We start from the raw sequence: 15,469 nt of genomic DNA, 5'->3' as shown, positions 1-15,469 counted from the left end.
TCACGAGGAGGCCCGGTGTTGCGTGAGAGAATGTCCGGTTTGGTCAAATTGGCCGCCGCTGCCGCGATCGGCGCCACCGTCGCCGGGGGCGCCACGGCCGTCGCCACCTCGGGCGGCAGCCACGAGCCGGACAACCTCGGCCAGGTCAAGCTCGACGTCAAGGCCTACTACGGCGACCAGGTGGACGCGGACGGCAAGCACCACGAGTCCGACCGCAGCCAGTGGGCCGCTGACGTCCGACGCCAGGTCGAGGGAGCCGAGCGCTACCTCGCGATCCGCCTCCAGCAGGGCGTGCGCAACCCGGCGATCGTGCTCGACATCGACGACACCTCCGAGGTCACCTACGGCTGGGAAGCCGACAGCGACTTCGGCTTCGACCCGGCCAAGCAGGAGAAGGCCATCAACGACGGCGCCTTCCCGGCGATCAAGCCGACCCTGGAGCTGGCGAACTGGGCCGCGCAGCACGGCGTGGACGTCTACTTCCTGACCGGCCGCAAGGAGCACCAGGGCCCGGCGTCGCTGAAGAACCTGGCGAACGAGGGCTACCCGGCGCCCGCGGCGGCGTTCTTCAAGCCGGAGACCACCGCGCCGGACTACCTGCCGTGCGGCCTGACCTGCGACACCGTGCAGTACAAGTCCGGCACGCGGGCGCACATCGAAGCCACCGGCGCGACGATCGTGCTCAACCTCGGCGACCAGTACAGCGACCTCGAAGGCGGCCACGCGGAGCGGCCGGTCAAGCTGCCGAACCCGATGTACTACCTGCCCTGACGCGGGATCGCGCCGTCCTTGGCCAGCACCGGCGCCGACACCTCGACCGTCTCCGGGTACTTTACGCCCGCGCCGGTGTTGAGGACGACGACCTCGTCGTCCGCGGAGAGCCAGCCCGATCCGCGGAGTTTGCGGACCGCGGCGAAGCACGCGGCGCCCTCGGGGCAGACGAACGTGCCCTCGAGCCGCGCGAGGTTGCCCTGCTCGGCCAGCAGTTCCTCGTCGCTGACGGCGATCGCGGCGCCCCCGGTGGAGTAGACGGCGTCCAGCACGAGGAAGTCGCCCAGCGCCTTGGGCACCGTGATCCCGAAGGCGATCGTGTGCGCGCCGACGGCCGGTTCGGACTCGCGGGCGCCGCGCTCGAACGCGTCCACGATCGGCGCGCACCCGGTGGCTTGGACCGCGACCAGCCGCGGCAGCTCGCCGTCCGGGATCCAGCCCAGCTCGCGCATCTCCAGCAGCGCCTTGTGGATGCCGATGATGCCGACCCCGCCTCCGGTCGGGTACACGATCACGTCCGGCACGCGCCAGCCGAGCTGCTCGGCGATCTCGTACCCCATCGTCTTCTTGCCCTCGATGCGGTACGGCTCCTTGAGCGTCGAGACGTCCTGGTAGCCGCCGCGCTCGGCGACGGCATCGCGGATCAGCTTCCCGGCGTCCGAGATCAGGCCGTCGACCAGGTACAGCTCGGCGCCGCTGACCTGGCACTCCGCCCTGGTGATGGCCGGCGCGCCGACCGGCATCGCGATCAGGCTGCGCAGGCCGGCGCGCGCGGCGTAGAGGGCCCAGGCCGCGCCGGCGTTGCCGTTGGTGGGCATCGCGATGCCGGTGACGCCCAGCTCGGCGGCTTTCGACACCCCCACCGCCGCGCCGCGCGCCTTGAACGACCCGGTCGGGACCAGGCCCTCGTCCTTCATCAGCAGGCCGGGCACGCCGACCTGCTCGCCGTAGGTGGGCAGCGGCAGCAGCGGCGTCATGCCCTCGCCGAGGGTGACCACGTTCGCGGCCGACCGGACCGGCAGGACCTCGTGGTAGCGCCACAGGGTCGGCTCGCGCCCGGCGATCTCGTCCCGGGTGACCGTCGTGGCGGCCAGGTCGTAGCGGGCGAGCAGCGGCGAGCCGCAGGTGCAGAGGCCCTGCACGCGGTCCGCGTCGTGGGTCAGGTGGCAGCGGGGGCAGTCCAGGTGGGAGAGCGCGGAATAGGCCACGCCTCCCGTTCTACCGGACCAGGGTGTCGGTGTTGATCAGCCACTTGCCGTCGCGCTGGATCATGCCCAGGTGGTGCCGCTCGCGGAAGTGCGAGCCGCCCTTCACGAAGTCGACCGTGACCTCGACGGTGCCGGCGTCGACCTGGCGCGGGCCGCTGACGATGCTCACCGAGCTGATGGTCGACCACCAGCCGACGTAGCTGGACTTGCCCTGTGCCTGCAGCACGGGGCCGAGCCGCTCCCAGCCGGCGTCGGTGTTGCCCGGCATCATCGCGTAGTACTCGCTGACCGCCTGCACCGCCGAGGTGGTGGCGGGGGTCGGGCTGCTGGTCGCCGTCCTGGTCACGGTGGTGACGCTGGTCGACGGCGGCGCCGGGCTGCTCGTCGCGGAAGTGGGGGAGGGCGCGGCCGAGGCCTGGTCGGCGGGCACGTCGTTGTCCCCGGTCGAGGCGGGCAGCAGGACGACGAGCGCCACGACCAGGGCGGCGACCACGGCCAGCGCGGCGCCGGCGTAGACGAATCTTCGCCGCGACGGTCTCCGCGGCGGCACCGGATCGACCTTGGTCGTGGCCGTCATCATGGCGAGTTTGCCCAGCTCAGCGGCCAGTTCGGCCATCGTGGGGCGGGCCTTGGGGTCGACGTCGAGCATCCGGGTGAGCACGCCGGTGAGCGGCCCGGCGTGCTCCGGTGGGGCGACGTGGCCCGCGGCGGCCGCGTAGAGCAGCGCCATCTGGTTGTCGGTGTCGCCGTAGGGCATGCGGCCCTCGACGGCGGCGTAGAGGGTGGCGCCGAGGGAGTAGACGTCGGACTCCGGGCCGGGCGTCTCGCCGCGCGCGGCCTCGGGGGAGAGGAACGCGGGGGTGCCCGCGAAGCGGCCGCTACCGGTCAGGGTGCCGTCGTCGGCGGCCTTGGAGATGCCGAAGTCGGTGATCTTCGCGATGCCGTCCTCGCCGAGCAGGATGTTGCCGGGCTTGACGTCGCGGTGCACGATGCCGGCCGCGTGCGCCGCGGCCAGTGCGGACGCCGCGTGCGCGCCGATGCGGGCGACCTCGCCGGGCGGGAGGCTGCCGCGCTCGGCGAGCACCTCGGCCAGGCTGTGCGACGGCAGGTACTCCATTACCAGCACGGGCTTGCCGTCGTCGTCGGCCACGTCGAACACGGTGATGGCGTGCGGGTGCTGGAGGCGGGCGGCGAGGCGGGCCTCGCGGAAGGAACGCTTGCGGGCCTGCTCGGCCTCTTCCGGGGTGAGCCGTGGCGGTAGCAGAAGTTGTTTCACCGCAACGGTCCGGTCGAGTAGCTGATCGTTCGCTTCCCAGACGACGCCCATCGCGCCCCCGCCGATGTGACGCTGCAGCCGGTACCGGCCGGCGATCACGCGCGGGTTGTCCTGCCCCTCGGTCTCCGTCACCCGGCAAGGCTACGGTGTCGGCTCCCCGCGCCGCGCGGCAAACACCTCGAAACGGTCCACGCCGCCGGTGTGGGGCGGTTTCGAACTGCCCGAACCCGCTGGCGCGGACCAATCCACACCACTGTGACCTGCACCGATACCGCCCCGCTCGCCCCGCGCCCACACGCGCGCCGACCGCGAAGCCGGTGACGTGCGGAACCCGGCCAACCGCCAGGCATCCGGGAATCACGCCGGCCGCCCGGCCGCCACCCGGCCGTCCGGCGTCCAGGCTGTTCCGGTGTCGGGAGCTCGATGGCGGCTCGTGGTGGCGGCCCGGTCGTCGTTTCGCGTCCGCTTTTGGCTCGACCGGGACTTGAAGGTTCATTGTTTTTTCCGGAACCCGCAATCGCGCACGGTGATCACGGGCGCGAACGCGAAGCATCCGAACGTCGACCCTGGCACCACGTGCAGGTGAATCGGTCGCTGATGCCGTTGCCGTGCAGGCGTTCCGCCGGTGCGGTCGTGCAGCCATCCGGGTTGCGGAGGCGGACCCGAAGGGGAATGCGAGGGCGTCACACCGGAAATTCGAAACGCACGGCCCCTGCGGGTGGACGCCGGGCGCGGATGAGAGGATGCTGGACAGCGGCAGGCTTTCAGCAGCTTTGTCCATTCAGGACAGTCTCTTCGGGAGGTGCGGATGACGGCCGTGGACGCTCGCGAGGACCTGGTGCCACTGCGGACCGATTTCGACCGCTCGTGGCGTGGCTACGACGCACGTCAGGTGCAGGCGTACGTCCGCGCCGTGGAGACCGACCTGCGGATGGTGATCGCCGACCGGGACGCGGCCGCCGCCGCGCTCGAGCGGCTCGCCGCGCAGATGGAGGACCTGCGCTCGGAGAACGACGCTCTGCGCGAGAAGATCGACCGGATCAGCCGGACGCCCATCGAGGCGGAGGGGCTGACCGAGCGGTTGCTGCGGATGGTGGAGCTGGCCGAGGACGAGGCCGCGGAGGTCACCGAGCGGGCGCGGCTGGCGGCCGAACGGAGTTGGGCCGCGGCCGAGCAAGCGGCCGGCCGTCTGCGCGAGCGGCACGAGCGCCTGGTCGCCGAGCTGGACTTCCGGCGCAGGGAGATGGCCGAGGAGCAGGCCGAGCTGATGCGCCGCACCGAGGCCGAGGTCGATTTGATGACCCGCCAGGCCGCGCAGAGCAGGCGCAAGCTGGACGAACAGGCAGCGCGCCGCCGAGCCGAGATCGAGCGGGACTTCGAGGAGGCGATGTCCGTCCGGCGAGCCACGTCGATGCGAGCGCTGGCCGAACGCGAAGCCGAGGCCACCGCAAAGGCCGACGAGCTGGTCAAGAACGCCCAATCCAAGGCCGACGACCTGCTACGAGCCGCCCGAGAAGAGGCCGAGTCCACGCTGACGTCGGCCCGCACTGAGGCCGAGGAGACGCTCACTTCAGCCCGCGCCGAGGCTGAGTCGACGCTGACCTCTGCCCGCGCCGAGGCTGAGTCGACGCTGACTTCAGCTCGCACCGAAGCTGACCGCCTCCTGACCTCGGCGCGGGACGAGGCGGACGAAACCCTCGCATCCGCCCGCGCCGAAGCCGAGGAAACCCTGACCTCCGCCCGCACGGAAGCGGACGAAACGCTTGCGTCCGCCCGCGCCGAGGCCGAAACCACGGTGACCTCGGCCCGCGCCGAAGCCGACAGCCTGGCCGCATCCGCCCGCGCCCAAGCGGATGACCTGCTCTCCTCGGCCCGCGCGGAAGCCGACCAGACCCTGGCCGCAGCGCGCGCCGAAGCCGAATCCCTCCAGGCGAAGGCCACCAAGCAGGAGGCCGACGCCCAGGCCAGGGCCGACGAGCTGGTCACCACCGCCACCGCCCAGGCGGAAAAGCTCACCGCCGACGCCCAGGCCAAAGCCGAAACCCTCGTCGCCGACGCCACCGCGCAGGCCGACGCGAAGCTCGCCGACGCGACCTCTCGCGCCGACGCCCTCCTGGCCGACGCGACCATGCGCGCGGACGCAATGGTCGCGGAGGCCACTGACCGGGCGAGCGCGATGATCGCCTCGGCGACCGCCCGCGCCGAGGACAAGGTCACCAGGGCCAGCACCCAAGCCGAGAAACTGCTGGCCGAAGCCACGGCCGAAGCGCGCCGCCGCACCGACGAGGCGGCCGCCAAGGTCGCCCAGCTGGACAAGATCCGCGTGGACATGACCGACCGCCTCCGCGCGGTCAACTCCCTCCTGGCCGAGGCGACCCCCCTCCTGGCCGAGACAGCCGCAGCCGAGCCCCCAACGCACGCCGATAGGTCACCGGCACCCCCTGTGACCAGCGGAGAACCCCTCGACGAGCCCACGCCGGCCCAAGCCTCCAACGGCAAGCCCCCGTCGGTCCCGCGCGTCGAGATCGCCGTCCCGGAGCAGATCTCGGCCACGGAGAAGGCCCCGGTCGAAGTCACCCCCTGACCCCCGCCACCCGATCGGCTCGCCCACGCGGCGGGCCAGCCCCGGCACGTCACCCGCCCGGCAGCGCTCAAGGCTGGTGCTTAGGCGCACCGGGAGGTCGCCCTCGATTGGGCTCCCTACAAACGCGCCGCACGACCCTCCGACTGGTCCCGCCCTCGAGGCGCCGCAGACGCTGCCGGCCGGACCACCCAACCCGGCCGCGCACCCAGTTGCGGCTGGTGGCAGCCGCTCCTTCAGCTTCGCGACCGGATCACCCCAACGCGCCGCAGGGTCCGGAACAGTCGAACAACCTCCGCGAACGCCTGGTCCAAGGCACGCTGAAGCCGCGCCTCCGGCTCGTTCAGCAGCCAGTTCGCGGAAGCTGCGCCTCCGGCTCGTTCAGCAGCCAGCTCGACTCAGTTGGCTGCTCCAGGCAGAACGTTCGCCACCCCCGGGCCGACCCTCGGCGGAAGCCGGGGCAAGCAGCGTCACTCGTCGTTGGTGGAAACGCGTCCCGAGGCGCTCGGGTCAGTTGTCGCTGTGGCCGCGGACGCGGCCACAGCGACGAGGTGCCGGCACGGCAGCCGCGCAACGCCACTCGCGTAGCCCGTCGCCGCAGCGTGGGCGAACCATGATCGGCGCTGATCAACACTCCCGCGGAACCCACCGCAGCCCTCGTGCTCCCTTCGGCCAGCTCGTAGCGGTGAAGTGTCAGGAGCTGCTGCCCGCTCGGGACGACTGCCTCCTTTCCTGGGTCTCCCGGCGGACCCGGTCCATGTGGTCGCGGACGAGCGAGACCTCGACCGCCAGCTGGGGGTAGGTCTGGTCGAGGTGCTGGATCACCCCGCTCAGCGGCGTCAGTAGCGCTGCCGCGTCGTCTTCGGCCAGTGCTCGCCGCACCTTTCCCACACCGGGCACGTCCTTCAGCGCGCTGATCTGCCCAGCCAGCCGGCGCAGCGAGGCCGAGTTCTCGCGCGCCCACTGCATGACCGCCTTCTCCTCGGCGCGGCGGTCTCGCGTCTTCTGCACCCGTTCGTCAGCCGTGTGGTCGCTGCCCACGGCATCCCGGAGCCGTAGGTAGCGACGCTCGGCCGCTTGCCTGCTGGCGACGCCGAGCGCCGGTGCCAGCTCCGCCCAGCTGACGCCCGCTTCGCGCGCGGCTTCGATGAGCTGCGGCTCCCAGACCGTCAGCGTGTCCCGCAGCGCCCGCAGCACCTCGAGTGCGGCGAGCACCCTCCTCGGGTCGTAGTCGGCGGTGGCTTCGCCGAGTACTCCCTCTACCAGTTCCAGCGCGTCGTGCAAGTTGTCGTAGGGCGGCACAACGTCATCATGCCGATGACGCGACAAGTTGTCAACGGAACGACGACGCGCTATAACTGTGGTGTGCGACGTCAACGTCCGAGGTGAACGAGACCGAAGGAGGTGGCGAGATGTTGATGCGCACCGATCCCTTCCGCGAACTCGACCGCCTGACCCAGCAGGTGTTCGGCCAGGGGTCGGGAACGTGGTCGCGCCCCGCGATGATGCCGATGGACGCCTATCGCGCGGGCGACGAGTTCGTGGTCGTGTTCGACCTGCCCGGCGTGAGCCCGGACGCCATCGAGCTGGACATCGAACGCAACGTGCTGACCGTGAAGGCGGAGCGTCGTCCGTCCACGGCCGGCGACAACGTCGAGATGCAGGTGGCCGAGCGGCCGCTCGGCGTGTTCTCCCGGCAGCTCTTCCTGGGCGACACGCTCGACACCGACAACATCAAGGCGAACTACGAGAGCGGCGTGCTGACGCTGAGGATCCCGGTGGCCGAGGCCGCAAAGCCGCGCAAGATCGCTATCGAGAGTGGTGAGAGCCGCAAGGAGATCACCGCCTGAGACCACTCCAGAAGGGGGGTGATGCCCGGATGTCCGCGGGCGAGCGCCCGGGCATCACCCGGTTCTCTCGCCTACCTTCGCCCGATACGGTGAGTTCGTGGGACTCATCGCCGAGCTCGAAGCCGATTTCGTCACGACCGACCCGGACGTACTTGCCGGTTACCGCTTCGACCAAGCCGGGTTCGGCACTGCCGGCGTGCCGATGGCGCTGGCGCGGCCGACCGAGACCGAAGAAGTCGTAAGAATCATGCGTGTCGCTTCCCGGCACCGGATCCCTGTCGTCCCGCAGGGCGCCCGGACGGGACTGTCAGGTGGAGCGAACGCTGTGGACGGGGCGATCCTGCTCTCCCTGGAGCGGATGACCCGCATCCTGGACATCGACGAAATCAACCACACGGCGACCGTGCAGCCGGGGGTCGTGAACGCGGTCCTGTCCCGAGCGGTCGAGGACAAGGGCCTGTTCTACCCGCCCGACCCCGGCTCGTGGGAATCGTCGACGATCGGCGGCAACGTCGCCACCAACGCCGGTGGGCTGTGCTGCGTGAAGTACGGCGTCACCAGTGACTTCGTTCGGGAACTCGAAGTGGTGCTCGCCGACGGGCGGGTGCTGCGGACGGGCCGCCGCACCGCCAAGGGCGTCGCCGGGTACGACCTGGTGCGGCTGTTCACCGGCTCGGAGGGAACGCTCGGCGTGATCACCGAGGTCACCGTGGCGTTGCGGCCGGTTGCGGAGGCGCCGTTGACGGCGGTCGCGTTCTTCGCGGCGCCGCCCACGGCGTGCCGGACGGTCACGGAGTACCTGAGCAGCGGGCAGCGTCCGTCGGTGCTCGAGCTGATGGACAAGCCGACAATCGACGCGGTCGCGGCGTACCGGGACCTGGGTTTCCCGGACGACGTCGAGGCCGTGCTGATCGCCCAGTCCGATCGCGGTCCGGCGGCACCGCACGACCTCGAGGCGTTCGCGAAGGTCGCGCGGTCCTGCGGGGCGACCGAAGTGCTGGTGGCGAGCGACCGCGCTGAGGCGGACATGCTCATCGCGGCACGGCGGCTGGCCGGGGTCGCGATGGAGCAGCTCGGTGATCGGCTGGTGGACGACGTGTGCGTGCCCCGCTCGCGGCTGGCGGAGTTCTTCGAGGGGGTGACAGCCATCTCCCGCGAGCACGACGTGCTGATCCCGACGTGCGGGCACGCGGGGGACGGCAACATGCACCCGAACGTGGTCTTCGACGCCGCAGACCCGGACTCGGTGCGGCGCGGGCAGGCCGCGTTCGACGCGATCATGGCGCTCGGTCTCCGGCTGGGCGGCACGATCACCGGCGAGCACGGCGTGGGCATGCTGAAACGGGACTGGTTGGAGACAGAACTGGGAGAGGTGGGCGTGTCCGTCCACCAAGCGGTCAAACAGGCCTTCGACCCGCTGGGAATCCTCAACCCCGGCAAGGTCGTCCGCCCGCTACCGTGAGGGGCATGGACACAGCACTGTGGCATCCGTTCTCGGACATGGCGGTCGTCCGGGAAGACGAGTTCGTCCTCGAGCGCGGCGAAGACGTGTGGGTCTACGACGCGGCAGGTAACCGTTACCTGGATGCCACGGCCAGCCTCTGGTACGCCAACGTGGGCCACGGCCGGGCGGAGATCGCCGACGCCGCCGCCGAGCAGATGCGCAAGCTCGCCGGCTACTCGATCTTCGGCGACTTCACCAACGAACCGGCCCGCGCGCTGGCGGGGCGGCTCGCCGGGCTCGCGCCGATGCCGGACGCCAAGGTCTTCCTCACCACCGGCGGTGGGGAGGCGATCGACAGTGCCGTCAAGATCGCGCGCCGCTACCACGTGGTGCGGGGGCAGCCCGAGCGGGTGCACGTCATCAGCCGGACGAACTCCTACCACGGCACCAACGGCATCGGCACCGGCGTGGCCGGCATCGAAGCCAACCGAACCGGGTTCGGCGAGATCCTGCCGTCCTCGTCGCGCGTCGCCTACGACTCGGTCGACGCGCTGCGTGACGAAATCCGGCGGGTGGGACCGGAGCGCGTCGCGGCGTTCCTGTTCGAGCCGGTCATCGGCGCGGGTGGTGTGCTCGCGCCGCCGGAGGGCTACGTGCAGGCGGTGGTCGATGTGTGCCGGGAGTACGGCGTCCTGGTCATCGCCGACGCGGTGATCTGCGGCTTCGGCCGGCTCGGCACCTGGTTCGGGGTCGAGCGGTGGGGTGTGGAGCCCGACCTGATCACCTTCGCCAAGGGGGTGACCAGCGGGTACCTGCCACTGGGCGGGGTCGTCGTGCACGGGCGCGTCGCCGAGCCGTTCTGGGCGGAATCGGGCACGACCCTGCGGCACGGCGCCACCTACTCCGGCCACCCAGCCTGCTGCGCCGCTGCGCTGGCGAACATCGACATCATCGAGCGGGACAACCTGTTGCAGCGGGGACAGCTGCTCGAAGGTGAGCTCGCCGCCGCGCTGCAGCCGCTGGCCGCGCACCCCCTCGTCCGTGAGGTTCGGGCAGGGGTCGGGCTGCTCGCTGCTGTCGAACTGCAGCCCGACCTGTTCGAGCGTCTGCCGTCGGCCGTGGCCGACCTCAGCCTGCTCATCCGTCAGCGTGGTGTGCTGACTCGCACGCTGGCCAAGGCGCTCGCCGTTTCGCCGCCGTTGACCATCCAGCGGCCGGAGATCAACGAGATCGCGCAGGCGTTCGCCGCGGGACTCGACGAACTGGCGCTGAAGGCCGGGAGCTGACCCAGCGGGACCGGCACGCGGCGATCTCGGTGGCGGGCCGGCGCGCGGTGTTTCTGGGGGCGAGTCCGGCGTGCGGTGCTTCTGGGGGCGGGTCCGGTGCAGGGTGATTTCTGTGGTGGGTGGGTTTCGCGGTGATTCCAGTGGCGGGGCCTGCACGGTAATCCTATTGGCGGGCTGGGCGCGCGCGGTGGTCCCGGTGGTGCGGCGGGCGCGGTGGCCCTGTGCAGGAGCTGCTCGGAAGCGGGGTCGGGACCTGCTTGCGCGGGGAGATCAGGCGGCCGAGGTTCGAGCGGACGAAAGCGGGGCGCCGGCGATCTCCGGCGAGATGGGGGCGGCGCGTGCCGGAGGCCTGTCCGGCTGAGGTGGTTCCTGTGAGCGTGACGGGGGCGACCCCCAGCCGCCCCCGTCACGACTCGGCCCTGCTCAGCTCGCGTATGGGCGGACGCGCCGCGCGTCTCGCAGCGAGTGTGCCCACCATGCGAGCTGGTCGAGCAGCGTCTTGGCCGCTGCCGCCGGACCGTCGGGGTTGATCAGCTGGCCCTGGTCGTCGAACTGGCTCCAGGCGCCGTGGAAGCTCACCGTCTCCCGGATGGTCACCGCGTGCAGCTCGGCGAAGACCGGGCGCAGGTGCTCCACCGCGCGCAACCCACCGGACAACCCGCCGTACGACACGAACGCCACCGGCTTCGCCTGCCACTGCGTGCCGTGCCAGTCCAGCAGCGTCTTCAGCGACGCCGGGTAGCTGTGGTTGTACTCCGGCGTCACCACGACGAACGCGTCCGCCTTCTCCAGGCGCTCGCTGGCCGCTGTCACCTCGGGAGTCGGCCGGCCGGACAGGGCAGCGGGGAGGTTCGCGTCCGCCAGGTCGATCACGTCGACCCGGAACTCGCCGTGCTCGGCCGTCTGCCTGGCGAACCACTTCGCCACCACTGGGCCAAACCGGCCGTCCCGGGTGCTTCCGACGATCACCGCAACATCAAGAGGTTTCATGCGGATCAGGATGTAACCTCGACATTGCTAGAGGTCAAGAGCTTCTGATCAGCGGTTATGTGTGGTGAGAAGTTCGTGGGGTGGTGGCACCGTGGGCTGCCGAGGCGGCGGTCGGCGACGACAGCGTGCTTGACCACACCGGCACGTGGCCGCGAGGGTGTTGGGTCAGGCGCAGGTGCTCGGCAGGCGCTCGACCGTACCGGCCCCTGCCTTCGAGGATTGTTCCGTCAGCCGCTGGTGATCAGCAGGTGTTTGCGCCGGTTCCGGGGGCTCGACGCCTCGTCGGCCAGCGCGATCGCGAAGTCCGCGTACGACACGCGCGCCTCGGGGTCGGCGGAGGCCGCCACCTGGTATCTGCCGGTGCGGTCGCCGTCGTGGTCGAAGTCTCCTGCGGGGCTCACGTACAGCCAGTCCAGATCGCTGGCGCGCAACACGTCCAGTCCGGCCGCGTGCGCGGCGGTGAACGGGCGGAACTCCGCCGGGAAACCGGGCGCATCCCTCAGGAGCCGAACGCGTGCGGGTCAGTGCTCGCCCCGTAGACCGCGGCCGCTGAGATCACCGCGTCCTGGTCCTTCACCAGCGCCGCCACCGAAACCGTGTCCGTGACATCACCGGCCACTAACTCAACCCCGTCGAGCGCCCGGTGCTTCGCCGGGTCGCGCACGACCGCTGTCACCTCGTGCCCGCGCCGCGCGGCCTCCGCGACCGCCTGCCGTCCCGCGCGCCCGCCGGCGCCGAAAACCACGATTTTGCTCATGCCGCGACCGTAGCCAGCATCCCGGTTTCCTCCCGGATACCGATTACCGTGGCAGTGTGCGCGAACCCCTGCCACCGGACATGTTCGACGAGATCTGCCCGTCGGGCCTGACGCCGATCCGTTTCGGCGACAAGTGGGCCCCGCTGGTGATCGCCTGCCTCGAGCACGGTCCACGGCGCTTCTCCGAACTGCGGGTGCCCCTGCGGCGGGTCACCCCGAAGGGACTGACCAAATCACTGCGCGGCCTCGAACGCGACGGGCTCGTCCGCCGCACCAGCCACCCCGGCGCACCGCCGCGCGTGGAGTACGAGCTCACGGCCCTCGGCCGCAGCATGCTGGAACCCATGAAGGTTGTGTGCGCCTGGGTCGGCGAGCACTGGGAGGAGCTGCTCGACGCGCGCGAGGCCTACGACGATCGGCTTCGCGAGGCGCGCTGACTGTCCGTTGTGGACCAGCAGGTGGGCAGGGGCTTGATTTCGGGGGCAGGACCGCCGCCGGCGCTGTGATGAATGGAACGGCCAGCGGTCAGATTCCGGGCGAGCAACACGAGCGAGTGGGGCGGCGCTGATCTGCCACCAACCGTGACCGATCGGCGCCGCCGTGCTCAGCTGAGCCTGGCCGCCACCCGGGCGCGTGCTTCCCGCAGCGGGGTGGTTCCCTTGTCGCGCGCGGCATCCAGCACCGCGGACACCGTGGCGCCGATCGCCTCCACGCGGGCGTTCGCCTCCTCATGCGGCACGCCCTCCACCTCGCGCAGCAGCGTGTACACCGCGCCGCCCGCGCTGGCGATGAAGTCCGGCACCCACACGATCCCCCGCGCGGCCAGCTCGTCCGCGACCGCCTCGGACGTGAGCTGGTTGTTCGCCGGGCCGACGACCAGCGGCGCGGACAGCTCAGGCACCAGCTCCGCGGACAGCACGCCACCCACCGCCGCCGGCACCACGATGTCCGCGGGCGTGCGCAGCGCCTTCTCCGGATCCACCCACTCGTAACCGGACGCGCGCTTTGCCGGGTCCACATCGGACACCACCACCCGCGCGCCCGCCGCTGCCACGTGCTGCGCCACCAGCGCGCCCACCGAACCCAGCCCGCTGACGACGACCGTGCGGCCGGTCAGCTCCGCGCTGCCGAACACGTGCCGCGCCCCGGCCCGCAGCGCGGCGAACACCCCCAGCGCGGTCGGGATGCTCGACGAACCTGTCCCGCCGTGCTCCGGCGGCAGGCAGAACACCCGCGACGTCGCGCGCCGCACCACCACCATGTCGGCCGGGCCCGTCCCGACGTCCGGACCGCCGAAGTACGTGCCCCCGAACGACTCGATCAGCTCGCCCACGTCGAGCAGCGCCGCCTCCCGCAGCGACGGCGTCAGCTCGGTCCCCGGCCCGAGTGCGATCACCGTCTTCCCGCCGCCGAAGTCCAGCCCGGCGGCGGCGTTCTTCGCGGTCATCGCCTCCGACAGGCGCAGCGCGTCGACCAGGCCGTCCCGCCAGTCCGGGTACCGGCGCAGCCGGATGCCGCCGGCCGCGGGGCCGAGCGCACGGGAGTGGATCGCGACGACGACCGGCAGCCCCGAGCGGGGACCGCGCCGGACTTTCACCTCTTCATGCTCCATGCGCGAAAAGCTAGGCTGATGCACAACCACGAAGCGCCGCCGCCGAACGATATTCGGCAAGACCATCGGAGCTGCGAACATGGACGAACTTGATTCGGCGATCGTGCGGCTTCTGCAGGAGGATGCGCGGCAGTCGAACCGGGACATCGCGCGCAAGGTCGGCGTCGCGCCGTCCACCTGCCTGGAACGAATCCGCCTGCTGCGCAAGCGCGGCGTGATCCGCGGCTACCACGCGGACATCGACCTCGGCGCCCTCAACCGCGGCGTGCAGGCGATCGTCGCGGCGCAGATCCGGCCGCTGACGCGCGACGTGGTGGACGCGTTCGAACGCTCGCTCGCCCAGCTGCCGGAGGTCATCTCGGTCTTCACGATCGCGGGCAGCGACGACTTCCTCGTGCACGTCACCGCGCAGGACATCGACCACCTGCACGCGTTCCTGCTCGAACGGTTCACCAGCCGCAGGGAGATGGTCACGTTCCGGACGTCGATCATCTACCAGCACCACAGCAAGCAGGTGCTGGACCCGCTACCCGGTCACTGATCGGGGTGCAGCGCGGCGAACACCGACGGCCAATCCGGCCGGGGCGAGTCCTCGTCGTCGTACAGCTCGAACGTCTTGCCGGACGCCGACGGGTCGAACAACGCGGCCACGACGGCGTCGGCCACCGCGTCGCGGGAGACCCGGCCTTCGCCGGTGTCGCCCTGCTCGACGCGCACCCCGCCGGCTGGCAGGTCGTGCAGCCAGCTCGGCCGGACGATCGTGTACTGCGCGCCGCTCTCCCGCAACGCCTGCTCGCCCCGCGCGCGAGCGTCGATGCGCGCGCTCATCTCCGGGTGCTCCGCCGGCCGGGTCAGGTAGATCTGGGACACCAGCACCACCGGGATGTCCTCGCGCGCCGCGATTTCCGCGATCGCCGCGACACCGCCGTGCATCGCGGCCTCCGCCGCGTCCGGCTCCTTCGGCGGCTCCGCGACGATCACCACGCCCTCGGTGCCCACGAAGAGCGCCGGGTCCGGTTTCGCCGTCAGGTCCAGCGGAGGCTCCGTACTCCGGCCGGCCACCACCACCCGGTGCCCGCCGCTCGCGAGCCGTTCGGTGATCCGGCGGCCGGTCCGCCCGGCGCCGCCGACCACGACGAAGGTGCTCATGGCTCTCTCCCGGCTCTCTCGGACGGATTCAGGATGGACCCGCCTGCGATCATGGTCAACGGGTGGTGACTCAACCGTTCCCGCAGCGCGGCCGCCGCTTCTTCGGCGCCGAGCTCCGACCAGATCTCCAGTGAGCGCCGGAACAGGCCGTGGGCCTCGCGGACCTGACCGAGACGTTCGTGCAACTCGCCGAGCAGCTGTCCAGCCTCGGCCTCGGACCGCCGGTCGCCGTCGCCCCGGTGCACCGACAGCGAGTTCACCAGGAGGAGCTTCGCGTGCGCGAGGTCGCCGCTGCGCAGGCACAGCTCCCCGAGGCTCTGGTGTGCGTAGCCGACGCAGTGGTCGTCGCCGAGCTCGCGGAAGATCGCGATCGCCCGGTCCAGCTCCTCGCGGGCCCGTCCGAGTTGGCCGCGTTGCTGGTGCAGCAACGCCATCCGGTGCCGGGCGTGCGCCTCGCGGTGCCGGTCGCCGATCTCGGCGCACGCCTCGCGCGCGTCGGTGAACCCGCGCTCGGCCGTCGCGTGGCAGCCGCGCGCCAGCCACAC

General features: G+C 71.3%; 16 protein-coding genes. 7 read left to right on the top strand and 9 right to left on the bottom strand.

Annotated elements, in window-relative coordinates; translation table 11 throughout:
- The first annotated feature begins 30 nt into the window (after nt 1–30).
- Nucleotides 31–771, top strand: a complete 741-nt coding sequence (locus AMETH_RS27655) for an HAD family acid phosphatase (protein ID WP_017984450.1) — start codon at nt 31–33, stop codon at nt 769–771.
- On the opposite strand, the gene AMETH_RS27650 is transcribed toward AMETH_RS27655, so the two are convergent.
- Together AMETH_RS27650 and AMETH_RS27645 are read right to left on the bottom strand one after the other, a co-directional pair.
- The gene (locus AMETH_RS27650; RefSeq protein WP_017984449.1) at nt 759–1,979 is read right to left on the bottom strand and encodes a threonine synthase; all 1,221 of its coding nucleotides are present in this window, start codon (nt 1,977–1,979) and stop codon (nt 759–761) included. The two genes, AMETH_RS27655 and AMETH_RS27650, sit on opposite strands and share 13 nt — an antisense overlap.
- Nucleotides 1,980–1,989: 10 nt before the next feature.
- Nucleotides 1,990–3,387, bottom strand: a complete 1,398-nt coding sequence (locus AMETH_RS27645; RefSeq protein ID WP_017984448.1) for a serine/threonine-protein kinase — start codon at nt 3,385–3,387, stop codon at nt 1,990–1,992.
- Nucleotides 3,388–4,063: 676 nt separating this feature from the next.
- Between AMETH_RS27645 and AMETH_RS36115 the strand changes: the two genes are divergently transcribed.
- Nucleotides 4,064–5,839 carry a DivIVA domain-containing protein gene (locus AMETH_RS36115; protein WP_017984447.1) on the top strand — a complete coding sequence of 592 codons (1,776 nt, stop codon included), beginning with the start codon at nt 4,064–4,066 and terminating at the stop codon, nt 5,837–5,839.
- Nucleotides 5,840–6,529: 690 nt separating this feature from the next.
- On the opposite strand, the gene AMETH_RS27635 is transcribed toward AMETH_RS36115, so the two are convergent.
- On the bottom strand, nt 6,530–7,138 hold the full coding sequence (locus AMETH_RS27635; RefSeq protein ID WP_017984446.1) for a hypothetical protein: 609 nt from the start codon (nt 7,136–7,138) through the stop codon (nt 6,530–6,532).
- A gap of 110 nt (nt 7,139–7,248) precedes the next feature.
- On the opposite strand from AMETH_RS27635, the gene AMETH_RS27630 reads away from it, so the two are divergent.
- From AMETH_RS27630 to AMETH_RS27620, 3 genes are all read left to right on the top strand, one after another.
- A complete protein-coding gene (locus AMETH_RS27630; RefSeq protein WP_017984445.1) occupies nt 7,249–7,686 on the top strand; it encodes an Hsp20/alpha crystallin family protein in 438 nt (145 codons plus the stop codon).
- 97 nt (nt 7,687–7,783) lie between these two features.
- The gene (locus AMETH_RS27625) at nt 7,784–9,148 is read left to right on the top strand and encodes an FAD-binding oxidoreductase (RefSeq protein ID WP_017984444.1); all 1,365 of its coding nucleotides are present in this window, start codon (nt 7,784–7,786) and stop codon (nt 9,146–9,148) included.
- A gap of 5 nt (nt 9,149–9,153) precedes the next feature.
- A complete protein-coding gene (locus AMETH_RS27620; protein ID WP_017984443.1) occupies nt 9,154–10,416 on the top strand; it encodes an aminotransferase family protein in 1,263 nt (420 codons plus the stop codon).
- A 423-nt stretch (nt 10,417–10,839) separates the two neighbouring features.
- Here AMETH_RS27620 and AMETH_RS27615 read toward each other — a convergent pair whose 3' ends face one another.
- From AMETH_RS27615 to AMETH_RS41735, 3 genes are all read right to left on the bottom strand, one after another.
- Nucleotides 10,840–11,406 carry an NADPH-dependent FMN reductase gene (locus tag AMETH_RS27615; protein WP_038532431.1) on the bottom strand — a complete coding sequence of 189 codons (567 nt, stop codon included), beginning with the start codon at nt 11,404–11,406 and terminating at the stop codon, nt 10,840–10,842.
- Between the two features lie 227 nt (nt 11,407–11,633).
- Nucleotides 11,634–11,840 (bottom strand): NAD(P)-dependent oxidoreductase, encoded by a 207-nt coding sequence (locus AMETH_RS41740; RefSeq protein WP_267283456.1) that lies wholly within the window; start codon nt 11,838–11,840, stop codon nt 11,634–11,636.
- Nucleotides 11,841–11,905: 65 nt separating this feature from the next.
- Nucleotides 11,906–12,163, bottom strand: a complete 258-nt coding sequence (locus AMETH_RS41735; RefSeq protein ID WP_267283455.1) for an NAD(P)-dependent oxidoreductase — start codon at nt 12,161–12,163, stop codon at nt 11,906–11,908.
- 56 nt (nt 12,164–12,219) lie between these two features.
- On the opposite strand from AMETH_RS41735, the gene AMETH_RS27605 reads away from it, so the two are divergent.
- A complete protein-coding gene (locus tag AMETH_RS27605) occupies nt 12,220–12,600 on the top strand; it encodes a winged helix-turn-helix transcriptional regulator (RefSeq protein WP_017984441.1) in 381 nt (126 codons plus the stop codon).
- Between the two features lie 167 nt (nt 12,601–12,767).
- Here the strand turns inward: AMETH_RS27605 and AMETH_RS27600 are convergent, their stop codons facing one another.
- Complete coding sequence (locus AMETH_RS27600; RefSeq protein WP_038532428.1) at nt 12,768–13,775, bottom strand: Glu/Leu/Phe/Val dehydrogenase dimerization domain-containing protein; 1,008 nt, start codon at nt 13,773–13,775, stop codon at nt 12,768–12,770.
- A 79-nt stretch (nt 13,776–13,854) separates the two neighbouring features.
- Between AMETH_RS27600 and AMETH_RS27595 the strand changes: the two genes are divergently transcribed.
- A complete protein-coding gene (locus AMETH_RS27595; protein WP_017984439.1) occupies nt 13,855–14,316 on the top strand; it encodes an Lrp/AsnC family transcriptional regulator in 462 nt (153 codons plus the stop codon).
- Here AMETH_RS27595 and AMETH_RS27590 read toward each other — a convergent pair.
- Nucleotides 14,310–14,924 (bottom strand): NAD(P)H-binding protein, encoded by a 615-nt coding sequence (locus tag AMETH_RS27590; protein WP_017984438.1) that lies wholly within the window; start codon nt 14,922–14,924, stop codon nt 14,310–14,312. The genes AMETH_RS27595 and AMETH_RS27590 overlap by 7 nt on opposite strands.
- Nucleotides 14,921–15,358 carry a tetratricopeptide repeat protein gene (locus AMETH_RS42960; RefSeq protein ID WP_458645617.1) on the bottom strand — a complete coding sequence of 146 codons (438 nt, stop codon included), beginning with the start codon at nt 15,356–15,358 and terminating at the stop codon, nt 14,921–14,923. Before AMETH_RS42960 ends, AMETH_RS27590 begins: the two co-directional genes overlap by 4 nt.
- Nucleotides 15,359–15,469: the final 111 nt, after the last annotated feature.

The organism is Amycolatopsis methanolica 239 (genome assembly GCF_000739085.1).
GTDB lineage: Bacteria > Actinomycetota > Actinomycetes > Mycobacteriales > Pseudonocardiaceae > Amycolatopsis_E > Amycolatopsis_E methanolica.
Note: the sequence above shows the minus strand (reverse complement) of the source record. Positions and strands in the feature narration are given on the sequence as shown.

Excerpts from the sequence above, each read along its gene's own strand:
- AMETH_RS27655 (WP_017984450.1), top strand. The coding sequence starts at position 31 with ATGTCCGGTTTGGTCAAATTGGCCGCCGCTGCCGCGATCGGCGCCACC.
- AMETH_RS36115 (WP_017984447.1), top strand. The coding sequence starts at position 4,064 with ATGACGGCCGTGGACGCTCGCGAGGACCTGGTGCCACTGCGGACCGAT.
- AMETH_RS27630 (WP_017984445.1), top strand. The coding sequence starts at position 7,249 with ATGTTGATGCGCACCGATCCCTTCCGCGAACTCGACCGCCTGACCCAG.
- AMETH_RS27620 (WP_017984443.1), top strand. The coding sequence starts at position 9,154 with ATGGACACAGCACTGTGGCATCCGTTCTCGGACATGGCGGTCGTCCGG.
- AMETH_RS27615 (WP_038532431.1), bottom strand. The coding sequence starts at position 11,406 with ATGAAACCTCTTGATGTTGCGGTGATCGTCGGAAGCACCCGGGACGGC.
- AMETH_RS41735 (WP_267283455.1), bottom strand. The coding sequence starts at position 12,163 with ATGAGCAAAATCGTGGTTTTCGGCGCCGGCGGGCGCGCGGGACGGCAG.
- AMETH_RS27600 (WP_038532428.1), bottom strand. The coding sequence starts at position 13,775 with ATGGAGCATGAAGAGGTGAAAGTCCGGCGCGGTCCCCGCTCGGGGCTG.
- AMETH_RS27595 (WP_017984439.1), top strand. The coding sequence starts at position 13,855 with ATGGACGAACTTGATTCGGCGATCGTGCGGCTTCTGCAGGAGGATGCG.
- AMETH_RS27590 (WP_017984438.1), bottom strand. The coding sequence starts at position 14,924 with ATGAGCACCTTCGTCGTGGTCGGCGGCGCCGGGCGGACCGGCCGCCGG.
- AMETH_RS42960 (WP_458645617.1), bottom strand. The coding sequence starts at position 15,358 with ATGGCGTTGCTGCACCAGCAACGCGGCCAACTCGGACGGGCCCGCGAG.